The sequence below is a fragment of the Amycolatopsis keratiniphila subsp. keratiniphila genome, assembly GCF_001620365.2.
In the GTDB taxonomy this organism is placed as follows: domain Bacteria; phylum Actinomycetota; class Actinomycetes; order Mycobacteriales; family Pseudonocardiaceae; genus Amycolatopsis; species Amycolatopsis keratiniphila.
Window position 1 is genome coordinate 117,505 of sequence record NZ_LQMT02000010.1, and the last position, 17,409, is coordinate 134,913.

Below are 17,409 nucleotides of genomic sequence, written 5' to 3' on the forward strand. Positions count from 1 at the left end.
TTGCCCGCATCGGGCAGTCGTCCGTCGTGTCGGCGGCGTCGCGGCGCTCGTCAGGCGCCCGAACCCGTCCGATGTGAACCGAACTGTTCTTCCCCGCGTCGGTCTGCGGTCATCTCGGCGGTGTTCGGTGTCGGAGAGCGATCCGCCGAGCGCCGAGGAGACCACCGATGCCCGTGAACCGCCGGGACCTGTTGCGAGGCGCCGCCACCGCCGGTGCGCTGGGGCTGGCCTGGCCGTTGAGTTCGCGGATGACGGTCGCGCAGGCCGAGGAGGCCGCCGTCGCGCTGGGCGCGACCTGGGACGAGGCGCCGTTCACGCTCGGCGTCGCGTCCGGCGACCCGGTGCCGTACGGCGTGGCGCTCTGGACCAGGCTCGCGCCGAAGCCGATGGAGTTCGAGCAGCCGCTGGACGACACCGTCGAGGTCGGCTGGGAGGTGGCGACCGACCGCGGGTTCCGCCGCCGCGTGGCGCGCGGGACGACGGCCGCCACCGCCGGGCTCGGGCACAGCGTGCACGTCCCGGTGTCCGGGCTGGAGCCGGGCGCGCAGTACTACTACCGCTTCCACGCGCTCGGCAAGGTCAGCCGGGTCGGCCGCACCCGCACCGCGCCGGTCGGGCCGGTCCGGCGGGTGCGGTTCGCCTCGGCGAACTGCCAGGCGTTCCACGACGGGTTCTACGCGGCGCACGCCGGGATCGCGCGGGAGGACCTCGATTTCGTCGTCCACCTCGGTGACTACGTCTACGAGCACGGTCAGGTCGGCGGCAACCCGCTGCGCGACCACGAAGGTCCCGAGGTGCTGACCCTGCCGGCGTACCGGCGGCGGCACGCGCTCTACAAATCCGACCCCTCGCTGCGGGACGCCCACGCGGCCCATCCCTGGTTCATCACCTGGGACGATCACGAGGTCGTCAACGACTACAGCGGCACCACCCCATCGCTGCGGGCGCGGCGCTCGGCGGCGTACCAGGCCTGGTTCGAGCACATGCCGGTGCGCCCGGACCACCCCTCGACGCCGAGGATCCACCGGCAGCGCCGCTGGGGCGACCTCCTCGATCTGTCCATTTTGGACTTGCGACAATACCGGTCGGCACAGAACCTGCCCGACGGCACGATCCTCGGCGCGGACCAGAAGGCGTGGCTCAAGGACCAGGTGACCGGCGCGGGCGAGGCCTGGCACTGCTGGGTGAACTCGATCATGCTGAGCCAGCTGGCGAAGCCCGGCGGCGGCTACATGTTCACGGACCAGTGGGACGGCTTCCTCGCCGAACGCAAAGAGGTGCTGACCCACGTGGCACAGAGCGGCCTCGAAGATCTCGTGGTGATCACCGGCGACTGGCATTCCGCGTTCGTCGACGACATCCGCCCGGACTTCGCGGACCCCGCCACCCCGGTGATCGGCACGGAGTTCACCGCGCATTCGATCAGCTCCGGCGCCTACTCCCCCGAGTGGAACGCCACGAACGGGCCGAAGATGGGCGCGGCGAACCCGCACCTCAAGTACTTCGAAGGCGACCGGTACGGCTACGACGTCTACGAGGTCACCCCACGCCGCTGGAGCACGCACATGCGGGTGATCGGCGACCGGCGCGACCCGCGTTCCCCGGTGAGCACCCTGACGACGTTCCACGTCGACCGCGGCAGGCCCGGGTCCTATGAGGACCGCTCCACCAGCACGTCCCCGGCGCAGTACCGGCGACGCTAGGCCAAAAGGGGAGCCGGGAACTCAGAAGAGGGGCGGGCGACGCCCTTTCGGAGCAGCGCGGTTCACCGCACGCGTTCTCGTTTCACCTGCCCGATGAATTCACGACAATTCTTCCGTGCAGCTAATCTGGCCTTTCCACTGGGCACCAGACGCGGGAGAAACAATGAAGAAGAAAATCGCCGCTTTAGCCATGGCCGCCTTTTCGGCGGCCGGATTCCTGGCCGCCTCGCCGGCCGCCGCGGCGACCGAAGGCCAGTTCCCGCCCTACGGATGCGACAGCAATCGCTACGGAATCCTCTTCGGCGAGGGCATTTCGATGACCTGCTTCTCCCTGCCGAGACACTCGGAAACGTACCGGGTGGTCGCCCACTGCGCGTCCGGATCCTCCTTTTGGTACACCGTCGGACATTGGGTACCGATCGGTTTCGGCCCGTCGACCGCGGAATGTCACGGCGCCCTGCTTTCGAGCGCCTACGTGGCCGGATATCACGTAGACGACTTCTAATATCCGAATGAAACGATGTTGATCTTGGCGGCGCCTTTCAGCGTCCGCTCCCGGCTGGTCCCCACCGGCCCACTTCCGCGGTGAGCCACCGGTGCAGGGAGAAGGCCAGTTCGACCGGCGCGTCGTACTGGATCAAATGCCCCGCGCCGGGAATGACGTCGAGGAGGGCACCCGGAATCGCGCCGGCGAGCTGTTCCGCGCGATCCACCGGGATCCACGTGTCGTCCGCTCCCCAGATCACCTTCACCGGCAACGCCAGTTCCGGATAGCGGTCCTGGATCTCGTCGGTGTACCGGACGTCCGCTTCGGCGATCTGCCGGTAGAAGGCGCGTTGGCCCTCCTCGTCCAGCCAAGGCCCGGTCAGCGTGGCCAGTTGCGCGTCGGTGAGACCACGATGGGAGGCCGTCCCGATGTAGGACTCGAGCGCACCCTTGTGCACCGTCGGAGGCTGCGCCTGGAAAACCTCGGCGTTCTCGGCGACGAGCCGGAAGAACTCGGACCCCCACGGCCGCAGCGCGACGACGTCCACCAGCGCGAGCGAGGCGTATTCCGCACCGTGCAACAGATTCGCGCGCAACGAAACGGCTCCGCCGTAGTCGTGGGCGATCACGTGCGGGGCGGTCAGCCCCCAATACGTGAGCAGGTCGGCGAAAAGCTCGCCCTGCGTGCCGAGATCGACGGCGTGGCCGGGATCCTTCGACGAACCGCCGTATCCGGGCATGTCCCAGACGTGGACGGCGAACTCCTCGCTGAGCGCTCGCGCGAAAGGCGCCCACAGTTGTGCCGACCACGGTGTCCCGTGGCACAGCACGACCGGGGCGCCTTCGCCGAGGCGCTCCCACGCCACCGAACGGCCACGCCACTCGAACGTCCGCGACAACTCCAGCTCGCCGAAACCCATGATCGCGATGGTAGTGGCGGCCGCCCGGTCAGTCGGGCAATTGCAGTTCCGTATGCCGTTTGGACAGCATCTCCGCCAGTTCCCGGAGCTTGACGTTCATGTTCTGCGACGTGTGCCGCAGCACTTCGAACGCCTCCGCGGCGTCGATCCCGCGCCGCGCCATCAGGATGCCTTTGGCCTGCCCGATCGCGTCCCTGCTGTCCAGCGCCTGCTGGAGCTGCTCCTCCTGGAGCTGACCGCGCGTGACCGCGTGCGTCGTCGCCAAAGCCAGCGACGCGTGTGTCGCCAGCAGCAACAGCACGTCTCGGTCGGCCCTGGCGATGCCGTGCGGACGGCGCGAGTAGACGTTCAGCGCGCCGGAAACCTGTGAACTCGACGCTTCCGGCAGCAAGGCCGTCGAGACCAGCGAGTGGAACCCGAGCGCCGCGGCGGCGGGGCCGAAACGCGGCCACCGGGCGTCTTCCGCGAGGTTGTCGCTGAAGGCCGCCGCCGGCCCGGAAACCCGCGCCGCTTCGACGCAGGCACCCTCTCCGTACTGATACTGCAGCTGGTCCAGTTCGCCGGCGATCTCGTCGGTCGCCATCGGCGTGTGGAATCCCCCGTCGGGGTCGAGGAGGGTGACGCTGACCAGATCCGCACCCGGCACCAGGTCACGCGTCGCGAAGACCACTCGTTCGAGTACCGCGGCGATCGAACCGGAATCCAGCAACGCCCTGGTCAGGGACACGAACTGGTTGACCAGTGGCCCGGCGAGGAGCCGGGCTCCGTTTTCAGAGGTCACCGGCAGTTCGCCGTCGCCGACATCCTCGACGAATCGGTTCTTGTCCCGCTGCCAGTCGATTTCATCGTCCAAAGCCCGCCTCTCCCACTTCTGCACATCGGCGTGATGCACCACGGGAGCCACCGGCGGGAACCGGCGCCGAGCGCGCACCATCAACCGCCGCAACCAACCCGGTTACCGGCGGATCGGCGCTAACTTCTCAACGCTCAGAACCGCTTTCGGAAAACGACCTTAGCCGAATGCGATCACCCCGCCTACCGCGACCCACGTTCGGCCCGCCCCGGATCGTCTCTTCCGGCCGCGCCGTGGACGAACCGCTCGGCCACCTGGCGTAACGCGACGTCCTCCCGGCGATGTTTCATCCGGGGCCCCGGTTGGTATCCGGGCGCCGTATCGCCGAGAAACCCGGGGGTGGTCACTGTGTCCTCGCTCCACGACGAGGAGCAGCGACGGATCGTCGCGGCCTGCTTCGCGCGCACCGGGCTCACGGTGGAGCAGCTGTGGCTGAGGTACTTCGCGCTCGGCGGTGACGTCAGCGAAGTCGAACTGGAAGCGTTCCTGCAGGGGCTGCTTCCCCTGCCCAGGATCCAGCGGGACATGGTGGCCCACGCGGTCAACGAGCGCCTCGACGAGATCTCCGGCGCACGACGGGCCCCGTACAGCCGCGAGACCGGCGACGACATCCGCCCTCGCGGCCCCTTGGCCGCACTGGTGGAACTCCTCGACGGTGCCCGCCGGGTCCCCCCGGAGCGGCTGCCCGAGGTCATCGCCGCGGCGGGGCGCGCGCTGGACCTCCGGATAGCCGTGTATCTCGCGGACTACGACCAGCACCGGCTCGTCCCGTTCCCCGATCAGCCGCCCGGACGGGTACCGCTGGCCATCGAAGGCAGCACCGCCGGGCAGGCGTACCGGAACGCGGGCACCATGCTGGCCGAAGACTCCACCGGGCAGCGCCTGTGGACCACGCTGCTGGACGGCGACGAGCGCATGGGCGTGCTCGAGGTCGAAGCGGGTGCGAACACCGACCTCGACGACCCCGCGCTGCGCACGCAGTGCCACTGGCTTGCGTCGCTGTCCGGCCACCTCATCGCCGCCGCGATGCGCTACGGCGACGGTCTCGACATGACGCGCCGCAGCCGACGGCGTGATCCCACCGCCGAGTTGCTCTGGCAGCACCTACCGCCGTTGACCGCGGCGACACGCGACGTCGTGGTGGCAGGCGGTGTCGAGCCGGCCTACGACGTTCGCAGCGTCACCTTCGACTACGCCCTCTCCGAAACGACAGCGTGGCTGGCGATCTTCGACGCGGGCCGCGACACCGGGTCCGCCGGTCTGACGGTGTCGGCGGCACTCGCGGCCTACCGGTCCGCCCGCCGCGAAGGCCAGGGCCTGCACGGCCAGGAAAGCGCTGTCGACAAAGCGCTTTCGGCGCAGTTCGGGGCCGGCGCGAAGGTCCGTGGCACCCTGGCCGAAGTGGACCTCGCGCACGGGCGCCTGCGCCACCTCGAAGCGGGCGGCGAAGCACCGCTCGTGCTCGGCAGCGACCCGGGACCGGCCACAGTGGACAGTGCGCCGCGATCGCCATTCGGCGCCGGGACGCCCGGCCGTGTCTCGACGACCCGCCTCCGGCCCGGTGATCTCCTCGCCCTGCACACCGAGGGCCTCACGGAAGCGCGGTCGGCCGACGGCGCGCGGTTCTCGCTCGCCGGATGCCTGGACTCCACCGCCGGACACGTACCGCCCGAAATCGCCCGTCGTGTGTTGCAGGCGGCGAAATCCCACTGCCACAACGCTTTCGCCAGTGACGCCGGCCTGCTGCTCGCTTACTGGCCGGGAACGCCGTGAAGCGGCTCAGCCGCTGAAATCGACGTCTTCGGTCATCACCGTCCCTCCCTTACGGCCGGGCGCGGCCTGATACCGCCAGTACAGATTCGTGTGCGCGATGACCAGTTCCGGCGCGATTCCGCCCCACTCGCTCTTGTCCACCGTCGTATGCGCGTCGCCGACCAGCGTCGCGTCGTACCCGCGGACGATGGCGCCGTGCAGCGTGGAACGGATGCAGGCGTCGGTCTCGGCACCGACGACCACGAGCCGTCCGACACCACGTTCGGCCAGCACCTTCTCCAGATCGGTGTCCTCGAACGAGTCGCCGTAGGACTTTTCGACGACCGGCTCGGTGTCCTCCTGGTCCAGCTCGCCGACGATGCGCCACTCCTCGCTGCCTCGCACGAGCTCCTCGTCGGAATGCTGCACCCATACGACCGGGACGCCTTCCCGCCGTGCCCTGCCGACGAGACCGCCGATCTTCGCGACCACGGCGTCGCGCTCGTAGCCGTCTTCGACGACGGCGTTCTGGACGTCGACGACCAGGAGCGCGGTGTTCGGCCGGTTGTCGAGAGTGGTCATGACGGGTATCCCTCCAGGTCAGGCTGCTGAGGGAGACCCTAGACCGGAGCACCGACAAGAACCGGCGATCAAGCTCCCGGAACGGCCAGCGCCTTCGCGTTGCGCCGGACATCGGACCACGCGCCGTCGCCGCACAGTCCGCAGGACGGGCCGAAGAATTCCGCGCGAGCCCGCTCGTCACCGGAAAGCCAGAACCGGAACCACGCTGTGATCGCGCCGCGGAACCCGCCTCCGTCGCCGACCGGCGTGAAGTGGGTCGCCCCGCCGAGTTCGCCGTAGATCGCGGGGACCTGGTCCGCGAGGCGGTATCGCGGGACGACCAGCAACGCGGGGATGACGATGGTGTCGAACTGACCGCCGAGGAAGAACGAAGGGCCCTTGAGCGCCGTGGCGGAGCCCTGCGGTCCCGGCTCGATCGGGATCGTGGTGGTGACACGCGAGTCGGCTCCGGCGACGATCGCCCCACCGCCGCCCTGGGAATGGCCGGTGGCGCCGATGTGCGCGGTGTCGATCTTCCCCTCGTAGCGGCTGCCGGGACGGGAGTTCTCGGCGATCAAGGTCGTGGCACCGGCCAGCATTTCCTGCCCCGAACCCGCGTTCGGGGTGTCGGCCGCCGCGACGACGAACCCGTGGGAGGCCAGGTGCCGCAGCAGGCCGTCATAGATCTTCGGGTTCGCACCGGTCCCGTTCCCCCACAGGATCACCGGGTGCCTCTCCAGCCGCGAAGGCCGGTACACGGTGTGGGCGCTGTCGAGGGCTTCGACGGTCACCGCGTAGGGGCCCGGTTCGCTCCACCGGGTGTCGATGCCGGTCGCGGCCGACGCGGCGGGCGCGAGGCCGACGGTGGCGAGCGCGACCATGCCGGCGATCAGTGTCCGTGTGCGCAGTCTCCCCATGGCGGCCACCGTCCCGTTCCGCCAGGGCCCCGTTGCCCACGGCGTTCCTTCCCAGGGTGTCGGTACGGTCACCGTACGTCCATGGGGCCGATCACAAGACCGGGTGGACGAGTCTTGTGATCGGCCACAAACCTGAGGTCAGCCGACGAGCTGCCACAGATAGCTCGGGCTCTTCACCGGCGCGACGGCGTTCTTCTTCCAGAGGTACTTCACCTTGCAGGGCGGGACGATCCGGTACTTCTGCACGGTGAAGGAACGGCCTTCCTTGTACTGCTGCAGCCGCAACGTCTTCCCCGCGGGCACGGTCGCGGCATAGGACCAGGAATCGGCCTTCGAGTAACTCGCGCCGACGCTCACCGCCAGCGAGACACTCGCCTTCGCGAAGATGACGCCCGCCTCGGCGCTGGTCGTGCCGGTGATGGACGCGTTGACCGAGGAGGTCGTCGTCTTGTTGTACGTGATCGTGCCCGGCCCGCGCAGGTAATCGCTGCGCAGGTTGGTCTTCATCCAGGCCTTGGCACCGTTCGAGATCTTGTAGTCGGGCGGGTCGTTGACCTCGGGACAGGGCTGGATCGCGAGCGACGAGGGCCCCGCCCCGAGCGCCGCGGGCGCCACGCACAGCGCGCAACCGAGAAGAACAGAAGCGGCCACCGACCGGAAACGCATCGCGAACCTCCCGTTGTCGATCATGACCGAACGGTAATACGGCTCCTGGTGACGGCGGCCAAATCCAACCTGTTCGAGTTACGCCCGACTGTCCACTGTGGTCCTCACCCGAACGTCGAAAGCCCGTCCAGCAACCTGCCGACGTCTTCCGCGCTGGTGTACGGTGCCAGCCCGACCCGGAGTGCCGGGTCCTCCAGCTTCAAGGCCGCGAAAACCTCGTAGGCGTAGAAGGATCCCGCCGGCGCGACGACGTTCCTTTCGGCGAGAAGCCGTTGCGCCTCGCGCTCGCGGCCGCCGAGACTCATCAGGACGGTCGGAGTCCGGTCCGCCGCCTTGCAGTGGACGGTGACGGCGTCGCCCAGTCCGTTCTCCAGCCTGGTGCGCAACGCGCTTTCGTGCTCGTGCAACGAGTTCATCGAATGCGCGAGCCGTGCTCGCCGTGATCCGCCCGGTCCGGGGTCCAGCGCGGCGAGGAAGTCCACCGCAGCCGTGGCGCCCGCGAGCATCTCGTAGGGCAGCGTGCCGAATTCGAACCGCTCGGGCACGGTGTCGGGCGACGGCACGAGCTTGTCCGGCTCGACGGTTTCGAGCAGGGCGGGCGACGCGCCGAGCACTCCGCAGTGCGGGCCGAGGAACTTGTACGGCGAGCAGACGAAGAAGTCCGCTCCGAGCGCGGGCACGTCCACCAGTTCGTGGGCGGCGTAGTGCACTCCGTCCACGAACACCAGCGCCCCGGCGTCGTGGGCGAGATCGGCGATCCGGCGGATCGGCGGTTCGGTGCCGAGGACGTTCGAGGCCGCCGTGACCGCGACCAGCTTCGTCCGTTCGGTGAGGACCAGGGAATCGAGGTCGAGTTCCGTGGTTTCGGGGTCGATGTCGAGCCAGCGGACGGTCATCCCGGCTCGCTCGGCCGCCTGGACCCACGGCCGGACATTGGCGTCGTGATCGAGCCGGCTGACGACGATCTCGTCTCCCTCGCGCCAGTTTTTGGCCAGATGCCGGGAAAAATCGTACGTCAGCTGGGTGGCGCTGCGGCCGTGGACGACACCTTCGGCAGGTACGCCGAGGAAGTCCGCGTAGGCGTCGCGGAACCCCGAGACGGCGTTCTCCGCGTTGAGTTCGGACGGGCTGACCTTGCCGCGGTTCGACAACGGACCGGTCAGCGTCCCGGCGATGGCGTCGGCGACGGGCCGGGGTGTCTGAGTACCCGCGGGCCCGTCGAAGAAGGCGGTTCCGTCGGCGAGGGAAGGGAAGTGGAGCCGGAGGGCGGCGACATCGATGGCCATGTCCCCGACTCTGACATCCGGCGAGGCACGCGTAAACGCTTCGTGGCCGGAACTTCCTCCGGCCACGAAGCGTCTCGGACTCAGTACAACGTCAACCGGTACGCGCCGGACTGCGCGGTGCCGGCGAACAGATACCGGCCGTCCGCGCTGACCGCCAGGGAGAGCACCCTGGGATCGGGCAGCGCGCCGGGCACGGGCGACCAGGTGCGGCCGAAGTCGGTGCTGCGCAGCACCCCGCCACCGGTCGCGTTGCTCGCGAACCACACCCGGAAGTCGAACGGATGCGGCAGGATCCGGCTGATCTCACGGGGATCTTCGCCGTCGAAGACCCGGCGGAACGTCTTGCCGCCGTCCTCGCTCAGGTGGATACCCGCGCCGCCCACGAGCATGCGCCCGCCACCCCATCGGCTGATCGAGATCGAGCTGACCGGGTCGCTCGTGACGTGAGTCCAGGTCTTGCCGCCGTCGTCCGACCGGGACAGGCCGTCGGTGTCCCCGCCCCAGACGCGGTCCGGGTTCCACGGATCACCGGCGAACGCGATGAAGCCGTTGTCGACCGCGAGCTTTTCCCAGGTCTTCCCGGCATCGTCGCTGCGGTAGAGCACGTAGCCGGTCGGTGCGAAGGCCGAGACGAGCACCCGGTCCGGGTCTGCCGGGTGGACGAAGATCGTCCTCGGGAGGCCTTCCTTCGCCTTCGCCGCGAACTGCCAGGTCCGCCCGCCGTCACCGCTGCGGAGCACGTCGAGCGAGAACCCGTTGCGGGTGACCTGCCAGACGACGTCCGGACGGCTCGGCGAGACGGACAGGCGCGCGTCCTCGTGCAGCCGGTCGGTCGGGTGCGACTGCCAGACGCGGTCCGCCGCAGCGACCTTGCCACGCGGGAGCGGGGTGTTGTAGATCTCCTGCACACCCGCCGCGACTACGCTCTCGCGCAGCAGGTTCCCGGTGGTCACGAGGTCGCGGATGGATTCGCCCGGGACACCGACCTGCCGGTAGCCCCGCTTGCCCTCGTCCGCGTACACCCCGCGGTAGAGCGAGGAGATCAGCGTGGTGGCGGGTTTGCCCGGGCCGGCGGGGAGATCGATCATGTCGCTGACGCCTTCGCCCGCGGCGGGTACCGGTTTGCGGGTCCAGGTGCGGCCGAAGTCCGCGGTGACGTCTATGTCGTTATACGTCGACACGTAGAGCCGTCCGCCGAGGAAGCGCGGTTCGCGCAGGGTCTGCTCGCCGGGATCGCGGCGCAGCACCGTCCAGGTCTTGCCACCGTCGGTGGAGCCGTGCAGTTCGGGGCCGACCGTGACCACGAATCGCTTGCCGTCCGAAGCGACCTGGTTGATCTCACCGTTGGTCCGGTAGACGAGTTCGGCCTGCGGTTCCTTGCCGCTGACCCCGCGGACCACCCACAGCGCGTACTCCGGGTAGACCGTCGCGAGGTAGGCGTCGTCGCCGACCATCGTGAGTTTGAGCGCGCCGACCGGTGCGGCGTTGCCCTCGCGCGGCCAGGTCCTCGGCACGTCGTTCCAGTGCTCGCCGCCGTCGGTGCTGACGCTCAGCGAATCCATGTTCTGCACCACGACGACCCGGCCCGTCGGGTCCGTGGCCATGCCGAACGCGCCGTCGGGGTACCACTCGCGCAGGGTCTCCCAGGTCTGGCCGCGGTCGGTGGTCCGCACCAGCACGCCGCGCCATTCACCGAGGAAGCCCGCCGGTTTGTTGCCCACCGCGAGCATCCGGTCGGGGTTCGCCGGATCGACGAAGAATCCCTGGATGGAGGTGTCTTGCGGCAGTCCGCGACGCACGCTCCACGAGGCTCCGCGGTCGCCGGAGAGCCACAGGGCGGGCGGGCTCGGCTGCATCATCGCCAGCCCGGCGGGCGAAGCGGCGAGCAGCCCGCCGACGCTGTTCGGACCGATCGGTTCCCAGCCGCCACGCGGTTGCCCGGTCGCGTTGACGTCGGCGGGCGGTGACTGGGGTTCGGCGGTGGCCACCGACGTCGCCCCGGTGGTGCCGAGAACCGTCAGCAGCCCGAGAACGAACATGCGTTTGGTGATCGATCTCAGTTTCATGCCGGAGATCTTGGCGCAAGTTCCGGAAAAGAGATAGAGGATTCGTCGGATCTTTGCCTGACGATAACCCCTTCCCATCTTCACTATGCCTTGTCAAGACTTGACTTACCGGAAACTCATCGGATGACTATCGCGATCAGTGCGGCGACGAGCAGCGCGAGGTACGCGATCGCGTGCGCGCGGTCCGGGATCCGGCCGACCACCCGGCGGGTCACGGCGATGGTCGGCAGCGACCCGCACAGCAGCGCGCCCGCGGCCACCAGGTCGACGTAGCCGAGATGAGCGGTGCCCGAAGCCGTGCCCGTCGCCGCGAAGGCGTAGACGGCCGTGCCGATCACCGCCACGGGGAGGCTCAGCGGGTTCGCCAGCGCGGTCGCGTCGGCCATCGGCAGTCCCTTACGGCGCATGAGCGGCACGGTGAGGACGCTGCCCCCGACGCCGAGAAAGCTCGCCACGGCACCGATCCCGGTCCCGCCCGCGGTGGTGGTGATCCCGCCGAGCGCACGCGGCCGGTCCTCGTCCCGCCTGCTCACGAAACCCTTCCGGACGACGCTGTCGGCGATGGTCAGCGCGAGGTAGGCGACGAAGAGCCAGCGCAGGACGCTCTCGCCGGCCATGGTGGCGGCGAAGGAACCGAGCACGGCACCCAAGCCGATGAAGACGATGAGCGGCCACAGATAGTCACGGCGGAGCCGCCCCGCCCGCCACTGGGCGAGGGTCGCGCTCCCGGCGTTGACCACCATCACCGCGGTCGACGTGGCCACCGCCACGTGCATCGCGTGTTCCGGCTCGGCGAGCGCGAAGGCGTACACGACGGGCACGGTGATGAATCCGCCGCCGAATCCGAAAAGGACGGTGGTGACGCCGCTCAGGCAACCGAACCCGAGGAGCACCGAGATCTCGATCAGCACTCCCTCGACGGTAGGCCTCACCGGCACGGCGGGCATTCGAAAGGGCGCCAGTTTCTTTCGCGGATCGGACAGCCGGCGTAGCCTCGGCGGGGTGCGCGACATCCCCATCGACAAGGTCGACCACCTCGACCGCGCGGTGGTGGCGATCCGCACCGATTACCCACCGGGGCACCGGATCCTCCCGCATCGGCACCGGCGGGCGCAGTTCCTCTACAGCGCGACCGGATCGATGCGGGTCGAAACGGGCGACGGCACGTGGACCATCCCGACCCGGCGCGCGGTGCTCGTCCCGCCGGAGACCGTCCACCAGGTGTTCACGACGAACGTGAGCACCCGAAGCCTGTACATCGAGCCGAAGGCGGTGCCGTGGTTCCCGCGCCGCTGCCAGGTCGTCGAAGTGTCCGCGTTGCTCCGGGAGCTCCTGAACGAGGCCGTCGGCGTGCCGGATCTGTACGCCGCCCGGGGAAGGGACGCCGCGGTCATCGGCCTGACCCTGCACGAGATCCGCCGTTCCGCCCCGGTCCGCCTCGACCTCCCACTGCCTAAGCACGAACGGCTGCGCGCCCTGTGCGAGTCCTTTTTGGACGCTCCGGACATCCACGCCCCCGCGAGCGAGTGGGCGAAACGGCTGCACGTGAGCGAGCGGACGGTGAACCGGCTCTTCACCGCGGAGACCGGGATAGGGTTCGCCCGATGGCGGCAGCGGGCCTGCGTCCTGCATTCCCTGTCACTGCTGTCGGACGGCCTGCCCATCGCCGCGATCGCCGCTTCGCTCGGGTACGAGAGCCCCGCCGCGTTCTCGACGATGTTCACCCGGCTTCTCGGCACCTCGCCGAGGGACTATCGCGCCGCGTCCACGCTCTGAACGTCGGTGTCTCAAAGTGAGACACGACACCCCTCCCCCGGTTCCGCCGCCGCCCCTACCTTTCGGTCAAGCCCAGGCGGACAAAGGAGTTCATCGCATGAGCAAGAACGTACTCGTCACCGGTGCGGCACGAGGAATCGGAAAGGGGATCGCGCTCCGGCTCGCCGCCGACGGACACGACGTCGCGGTCAACGACGTCACCGCCAACGAGGCGGAACTCGAGGCCGTCGCCAAGGAGATCCGCGAAACGGGACGACGCTCGGCGGCGATCACCGCGGACGTCTCCGACCCGGCGTCCGTCACCGCCATGGTCGGCGAAACCGCCGCCGCCCTGGGTTCCCTCGACGTCATGGTCGCGAACGCGGGGATCGCGCAGGTTCTGCCGTTGCTCGAAGTGACCCCCGAGGACTGGGACCGGATGATGGCCGTCAACGCGCGCGGCATGTTCCTCTGTTACCAGGCTGCGGCGAAGCAGATGATCGAACAGGGGAACGGCGGGAAGATCATCGGCGCGGCGTCGATCGTCGCCCACCGTCCGTTCGCCTTGCTGGGCCACTATTCCGCGTCGAAATGGGCGGTGCGCGGGCTGACCCAGGCCGCCGCGATGGAATGGGCGCGGCACGGGATCACCGTCAACGCGTACTGCCCCGGCATCGTCGGAACCGCCATGTGGGACCTCATCGACGAGAAACTCGCGGAATCGGAAGGAATCCGGAAGGGACAGGCGATCGAGAAGTACTCCAACCTGATCCATCTCGGGCGGGTCTCCGTTCCCGAGGACGTGGCGGCGTACGTTTCATACCTCGCTTCGCCGGATTCCGACTACATGACCGGCCAGTCGGTGATGATCGACGGCGGCATCCAGTTCGCCTGACGGCGCTCACCCACGCTGCGCTCGTGCCGCCCCGACGCAGTACACACCGAAGGCCGCGACCCCCACGGCCACCACGAGGAGCAGCACCGTGCCGAACGGCTGGGCGGCCAAGGTGCGCAGGGCGGCGTCGAGCCCGCCGGAACGGGACGGATCATGCGTCAGCGCCGCGTACCCGACCAGCACCGCGACCACGCCGAAGACGAAACCCCTTGCCACATAACCGATCCTGCCCAACCTGTCCACCCATCGCCGCGTCCCCGACGGGAGCTTCGCGAGGTCGATGTCCTGCACGAAGGTCCGGCGTATCCCCTTCACCACCGAGCCCACCGCGACGCCGAACACGACGACGGCCACCACGGTCACCAGGAACGGGCCGGCGGGCAACCCGAGCAGCCACGCGGTGAACTCCTGCTGTTTCTGGTCGCCGCTGCCCTGCTCTCCCGCTCCCAAGGCGACCTTGGCCGCGTACACGCCCAGCGAGATCCCCACCAGGCAGCGCACTCCGGACGTCACCCGCTTGACGGTGCGAGTGCGCTGCTTGTCGATCCAGGTGTAGCCGACCGCGGCCAGCAATCCCTGCCACAGGCCGTAGGCCACCAGCCCGGCCGCCAGTACCCACAACAGCACCCCGCCCACCGGCGTCGAACCGACTTCGGCGATCGCGCCGCGTCCGTCGGCCTCCTGGCCGCCACCGCCGACGGCGACGCGCACCGCCAGGTACCCGATGAGCAGATACACCAGGCCGTAGCAGCCCATCCCGATCCGTCCGAACACCTGGACGGCCTTGTTGTGACGCACCTGTCTCGCCTTGGTCGTGGACATCCGGTCCACCTCCTCTTCCTCGAGTGTCGCGGCCGGCGGTGAACACCGCCGCGTGACTGGTCCGTCCGGCCCAGCGCGAGGAGGGAACTCGGCGATCGGCTAAGCGGACAGCCAGTCCTCGGTGCCGCGATGCCTGCCGAGCCCGACGGCGTCGAACTCGTCGAAGTGGTCACCCTTGAGCACGCCCAGCCGCCGAAGCGCCTGGGAGATCGGGCTGCCATCAGCCGGGTGGGGTTCGTCTTCGCCGACGTGCAGCGGGCCGAGGACGGTCTCGCCGCGCTCCCACACCTGCGCGGACTGCGTCCCGGTGCCACCGAAGTATTCGGCTTCGACGTACGCCACGGCTCCGTGCGCGGAGCACGCGGCGAGCGGCCCGGTGTCGAACCGCGTCTCGGTCACCGGCATCAGCGACAGGTTCTGCCCGAGCGACACGAGCGTTGCGCCTTCGAACGCATCGAGCAATCGGCTCCGCGCGGGCTCGGCGACGATCACGGCTTGCAGGCAATACATGCCCGCATCCTGCCATTTCGCCGTCCCGCGAAGATTTTCCGCCGTCGATGTCTATCCGCGCCGGCCGCGTTCGTAGCCAGGGTGAGAGACGAACTCACCGAAGGAGCATCATGATCGCGACCTACACGTTCGACGTCTTTTCCAGCCTCGACGGCTTCGGCTCCCACACCGGCGATTGGGGCGGCTACTGGGGCAAGCAGGGCCCCGAATTCCTCGAACACCGCCTCGCCCTGTACTCCCAGGAGCAGCGGATGGTCTTCGGCGCCACCACGTTCCGGACGAACCTGGAGATGCTCAACGCGGAGGTCCCGGACGTCGAGGCGCTCGATCCGTGGGTCTCCCGGCTGAAGCACCTGCCGGCGACGGTCGTCTCGACCACGCTGCGGGAGCCGCTCGACTGGCCGGACGCGACCGTCGTGAGCGGGGACGCGGTCGACGTCGTCGCCCGGCTCAAGGAAAAGTCCGAAGTGCCGCTGCGCTCGCACGGGAGCCTGTCGATGAACCGGGCACTGATGGCCGCCGGTCTGGTGGATCGCGTGCAGGTGACGGTTTTCCCGGTGATCACCGGAAGGACCGGGGCAGGTCCGATCTTCCTGGGTGCGGCCGACTTCGACCTGGAACTGCTCGAGAGCCGGACGTTCGACGGACGCATCCAGGAGCTCGTCTACCGGCCCACTCGGCACGAAACGAGCTGACCATCCACAAAGGACGGTCGCGTCGATCCCGCCTACGCGGTGATCGACGCGGCCGGCGTCCCGAGCCAGGGCGCCAGCAGGGCTTCGAGGTCGGCGTCCGACAGCGCGTACGGTCCGCCGTGGAACTCGTGCCACCGCGAAGCGTCCCGCGCCGCGGTGTACTCCACCTCGAACGCCCGCATCAGGACGTACATGAAGGTCACCGAGCTGAACCGCTCACCGAGCAACGTCCTGGCCTCGCGCGCGACACCGGTCGCGCCATGGCCGAGCACGTCCGCGAGCTTCAGCTCCTCCGCAGCCGGATCCAGCAGGCTGGGGGCATACATCACGACAAAATCTCCATCACTGAAAGGAAGAACTCAGTTCTCGGCGGCGAGCTGACCGCACGCCGCCGCGATCTCCTGACCACGCGTGTCACGCACCGTGCACGCCACACCGCCCGCGTTCACCAGCCGGACGAATTCCCGCTCCACCGGCTTCGGCGAGGCGTCCCACTTGCTTCCCGGCGTCGGGTTCAGCGGGATCACGTTCACGTGCACCAGCTGGCCCAAGTGCTGCCGAAGCCGCTTCGCCAGCAGCTCGGCACGCCAAGGCTGGTCGTTGACGTCCCGGATCAGCGCGTACTCGATCGACACGCGGCGGCCGGAGGTGTCCGCGTAGTACCGAGCGGCGGACAGGACCTCGTCCACCGACCAGCGCTCGTTCACCGGCACCAGCGTGTCCCGCAGTTCGTCGTCCGGCGTGTGCAGGGAAACCGCCAGGCGCACCTGCATCTTCTCGTCCGCCAGCTTCCGGATCGCCGGCGCGAGCCCCACCGTCGACACGGTCACCGAACGCTGACCGATCCCGAGCCCCTCCGGCGAGGGATCGGTGATCCGCCGGACCGCCGCCACCACCCGCTTGTAGTTCGCGAGCGGCTCGCCCATCCCCATGAAGACGATGTTCGACAGACGGCCGGGGCCGCCGGGCATCAGCCCGTCGCGCATCACGGCGGCGGCGGAGCGGACCTGGTCGACGATCTCCGCGGTCGACAGGTTCCGGTCGAGGCCGCCCTGCCCGGTCGCGCAGAAGGGGCACGCCATGCCGCAGCCCGCCTGGCTCGAGATGCACAGGGTCGCGCGGTCCGGGTAGCGCATCAGCACGCTCTCCAGCAGCGTCCCGTCGTGCGCGCGCCACAAGGTCTTGCGGGTGGTCCCGTCGTCGCAGGCGAGCGCCTTGATCTCGGTGAGCAGCGTCGGCATCAGATCGCCGACGAGCTTCTCCCGCGACGCCGCCGGGATGTCGGTCATCTCCTCCGGGTCCACCGTGAGCCGCGAGAAGTAGTGGTTCGAAAGCTGTTTCGCGCGGAACGGCTTCTCACCCAGCTCGGCGACGGCCGCGGCCCGCTCGGCGGCGGTGAGATCGGCGAGATGGCGCGGCGGGAGGCCGCGCTTGGGCGCGTCGAAGACGAGAGGGAGGGCAGTCATAGCTCACTCAGTGTCCCATGTCCACCTTTCGCACACCCGCGCCGCCCCGGATCACT

At 69.1% G+C, this 17,409-nt stretch carries 18 protein-coding genes; 6 read left to right on the top strand and 12 right to left on the bottom strand.

Annotated elements, in window-relative coordinates:
• The first annotated feature begins 167 nt into the window (after nt 1-167).
• The gene (locus tag AVR91_RS08775) at nt 168-1,703 is read left to right on the top strand and encodes an alkaline phosphatase D family protein (RefSeq protein ID WP_063270767.1); all 1,536 of its coding nucleotides are present in this window, start codon (nt 168-170) and stop codon (nt 1,701-1,703) included.
• Between the two features lie 163 nt (nt 1,704-1,866).
• Entirely contained in the window at nt 1,867-2,208 is a 342-nt protein-coding gene (locus AVR91_RS08780; protein ID WP_043848297.1) for a hypothetical protein, read from the top strand.
• Between the two features lie 37 nt (nt 2,209-2,245).
• Here the strand turns inward: AVR91_RS08780 and AVR91_RS08785 are convergent, their stop codons facing one another.
• Complete coding sequence (locus tag AVR91_RS08785; protein ID WP_063270766.1) at nt 2,246-3,109, bottom strand: alpha/beta fold hydrolase; 864 nt, start codon at nt 3,107-3,109, stop codon at nt 2,246-2,248.
• 28 nt (nt 3,110-3,137) lie between these two features.
• Nucleotides 3,138-3,962 carry a GAF and ANTAR domain-containing protein gene (locus tag AVR91_RS08790; RefSeq protein WP_076153726.1) on the bottom strand — a complete coding sequence of 275 codons (825 nt, stop codon included), beginning with the start codon at nt 3,960-3,962 and terminating at the stop codon, nt 3,138-3,140.
• A 339-nt stretch (nt 3,963-4,301) separates the two neighbouring features.
• Here AVR91_RS08790 and AVR91_RS08795 point away from each other — a divergent pair, with 339 nt between their 5' ends.
• The gene (locus tag AVR91_RS08795; protein WP_083737461.1) at nt 4,302-5,735 is read left to right on the top strand and encodes a PP2C family protein-serine/threonine phosphatase; all 1,434 of its coding nucleotides are present in this window, start codon (nt 4,302-4,304) and stop codon (nt 5,733-5,735) included.
• A gap of 6 nt (nt 5,736-5,741) precedes the next feature.
• Here the strand turns inward: AVR91_RS08795 and AVR91_RS08800 are convergent, their stop codons facing one another.
• The 6 genes from AVR91_RS08800 to AVR91_RS08825 form a co-directional block, all read right to left on the bottom strand.
• Nucleotides 5,742-6,296, bottom strand: a complete 555-nt coding sequence (locus AVR91_RS08800) for an isochorismatase family protein (RefSeq protein WP_063270764.1) — start codon at nt 6,294-6,296, stop codon at nt 5,742-5,744.
• 68 nt (nt 6,297-6,364) lie between these two features.
• Nucleotides 6,365-7,192: a poly(ethylene terephthalate) hydrolase family protein gene (locus AVR91_RS08805; protein ID WP_063270763.1), complete on the bottom strand. Its 828-nt coding sequence runs from the start codon at nt 7,190-7,192 to the stop codon at nt 6,365-6,367.
• Between the two features lie 138 nt (nt 7,193-7,330).
• Nucleotides 7,331-7,882 carry a hypothetical protein gene (locus AVR91_RS08810; RefSeq protein ID WP_063270762.1) on the bottom strand — a complete coding sequence of 184 codons (552 nt, stop codon included), beginning with the start codon at nt 7,880-7,882 and terminating at the stop codon, nt 7,331-7,333.
• Nucleotides 7,883-7,962: 80 nt separating this feature from the next.
• The gene (locus tag AVR91_RS08815) at nt 7,963-9,144 is read right to left on the bottom strand and encodes a cysteine desulfurase-like protein (protein WP_063270761.1); all 1,182 of its coding nucleotides are present in this window, start codon (nt 9,142-9,144) and stop codon (nt 7,963-7,965) included.
• Nucleotides 9,145-9,224: 80 nt separating this feature from the next.
• Nucleotides 9,225-11,210 (bottom strand): exo-alpha-sialidase, encoded by a 1,986-nt coding sequence (locus AVR91_RS08820; RefSeq protein WP_063270760.1) that lies wholly within the window; start codon nt 11,208-11,210, stop codon nt 9,225-9,227.
• Between the two features lie 116 nt (nt 11,211-11,326).
• Nucleotides 11,327-12,121 carry a sulfite exporter TauE/SafE family protein gene (locus AVR91_RS08825; protein ID WP_063270759.1) on the bottom strand — a complete coding sequence of 265 codons (795 nt, stop codon included), beginning with the start codon at nt 12,119-12,121 and terminating at the stop codon, nt 11,327-11,329.
• A gap of 91 nt (nt 12,122-12,212) precedes the next feature.
• On the opposite strand from AVR91_RS08825, the gene AVR91_RS08830 reads away from it, so the two are divergent.
• Nucleotides 12,213-12,986: an AraC family transcriptional regulator gene (locus AVR91_RS08830; RefSeq protein WP_063270758.1), complete on the top strand. Its 774-nt coding sequence runs from the start codon at nt 12,213-12,215 to the stop codon at nt 12,984-12,986.
• Between the two features lie 97 nt (nt 12,987-13,083).
• The gene (locus AVR91_RS08835; RefSeq protein ID WP_063270757.1) at nt 13,084-13,860 is read left to right on the top strand and encodes an acetoin reductase; all 777 of its coding nucleotides are present in this window, start codon (nt 13,084-13,086) and stop codon (nt 13,858-13,860) included.
• Between the two features lie 6 nt (nt 13,861-13,866).
• On the opposite strand, the gene AVR91_RS08840 is transcribed toward AVR91_RS08835, so the two are convergent.
• Together AVR91_RS08840 and AVR91_RS08845 are read right to left on the bottom strand one after the other, a co-directional pair.
• Complete coding sequence (locus AVR91_RS08840) at nt 13,867-14,682, bottom strand: DUF1206 domain-containing protein (protein WP_083737483.1); 816 nt, start codon at nt 14,680-14,682, stop codon at nt 13,867-13,869.
• Between the two features lie 99 nt (nt 14,683-14,781).
• The gene (locus AVR91_RS08845) at nt 14,782-15,192 is read right to left on the bottom strand and encodes a hypothetical protein (protein WP_063270755.1); all 411 of its coding nucleotides are present in this window, start codon (nt 15,190-15,192) and stop codon (nt 14,782-14,784) included.
• A gap of 110 nt (nt 15,193-15,302) precedes the next feature.
• Here AVR91_RS08845 and AVR91_RS08850 point away from each other — a divergent pair, with 110 nt between their 5' ends.
• Complete coding sequence (locus AVR91_RS08850) at nt 15,303-15,887, top strand: dihydrofolate reductase family protein (RefSeq protein ID WP_063270754.1); 585 nt, start codon at nt 15,303-15,305, stop codon at nt 15,885-15,887.
• A 32-nt stretch (nt 15,888-15,919) separates the two neighbouring features.
• Here the strand turns inward: AVR91_RS08850 and AVR91_RS08855 are convergent, their stop codons facing one another.
• Both AVR91_RS08855 and rlmN read right to left on the bottom strand, forming a co-directional pair.
• Nucleotides 15,920-16,213: a hypothetical protein gene (locus AVR91_RS08855; protein ID WP_046199848.1), complete on the bottom strand. Its 294-nt coding sequence runs from the start codon at nt 16,211-16,213 to the stop codon at nt 15,920-15,922.
• 33 nt (nt 16,214-16,246) lie between these two features.
• Nucleotides 16,247-17,353 (bottom strand): 23S rRNA (adenine(2503)-C(2))-methyltransferase RlmN, encoded by a 1,107-nt coding sequence (rlmN, locus tag AVR91_RS08860; RefSeq protein ID WP_063271571.1) that lies wholly within the window; start codon nt 17,351-17,353, stop codon nt 16,247-16,249.
• Between the last annotated feature and the right edge of the window lie 56 nt (nt 17,354-17,409).

Excerpts from the sequence above, each read along its gene's own strand:
- AVR91_RS08775 (WP_063270767.1), top strand. The coding sequence starts at position 168 with ATGCCCGTGAACCGCCGGGACCTGTTGCGAGGCGCCGCCACCGCCGGT.
- AVR91_RS08780 (WP_043848297.1), top strand. The coding sequence starts at position 1,867 with ATGAAGAAGAAAATCGCCGCTTTAGCCATGGCCGCCTTTTCGGCGGCC.
- AVR91_RS08785 (WP_063270766.1), bottom strand. The coding sequence starts at position 3,109 with ATGGGTTTCGGCGAGCTGGAGTTGTCGCGGACGTTCGAGTGGCGTGGC.
- AVR91_RS08800 (WP_063270764.1), bottom strand. The coding sequence starts at position 6,296 with ATGACCACTCTCGACAACCGGCCGAACACCGCGCTCCTGGTCGTCGAC.
- AVR91_RS08805 (WP_063270763.1), bottom strand. The coding sequence starts at position 7,192 with ATGGGGAGACTGCGCACACGGACACTGATCGCCGGCATGGTCGCGCTC.
- AVR91_RS08810 (WP_063270762.1), bottom strand. The coding sequence starts at position 7,882 with ATGATCGACAACGGGAGGTTCGCGATGCGTTTCCGGTCGGTGGCCGCT.
- AVR91_RS08815 (WP_063270761.1), bottom strand. The coding sequence starts at position 9,144 with ATGGCCATCGATGTCGCCGCCCTCCGGCTCCACTTCCCTTCCCTCGCC.
- AVR91_RS08820 (WP_063270760.1), bottom strand. The coding sequence starts at position 11,210 with ATGAAACTGAGATCGATCACCAAACGCATGTTCGTTCTCGGGCTGCTG.
- AVR91_RS08835 (WP_063270757.1), top strand. The coding sequence starts at position 13,084 with ATGAGCAAGAACGTACTCGTCACCGGTGCGGCACGAGGAATCGGAAAG.
- AVR91_RS08840 (WP_083737483.1), bottom strand. The coding sequence starts at position 14,682 with ATGTCCACGACCAAGGCGAGACAGGTGCGTCACAACAAGGCCGTCCAG.
- AVR91_RS08845 (WP_063270755.1), bottom strand. The coding sequence starts at position 15,192 with ATGTATTGCCTGCAAGCCGTGATCGTCGCCGAGCCCGCGCGGAGCCGA.
- AVR91_RS08850 (WP_063270754.1), top strand. The coding sequence starts at position 15,303 with ATGATCGCGACCTACACGTTCGACGTCTTTTCCAGCCTCGACGGCTTC.
- AVR91_RS08855 (WP_046199848.1), bottom strand. The coding sequence starts at position 16,213 with ATGTATGCCCCCAGCCTGCTGGATCCGGCTGCGGAGGAGCTGAAGCTC.
- rlmN (WP_063271571.1), bottom strand. The coding sequence starts at position 17,353 with ATGACTGCCCTCCCTCTCGTCTTCGACGCGCCCAAGCGCGGCCTCCCG.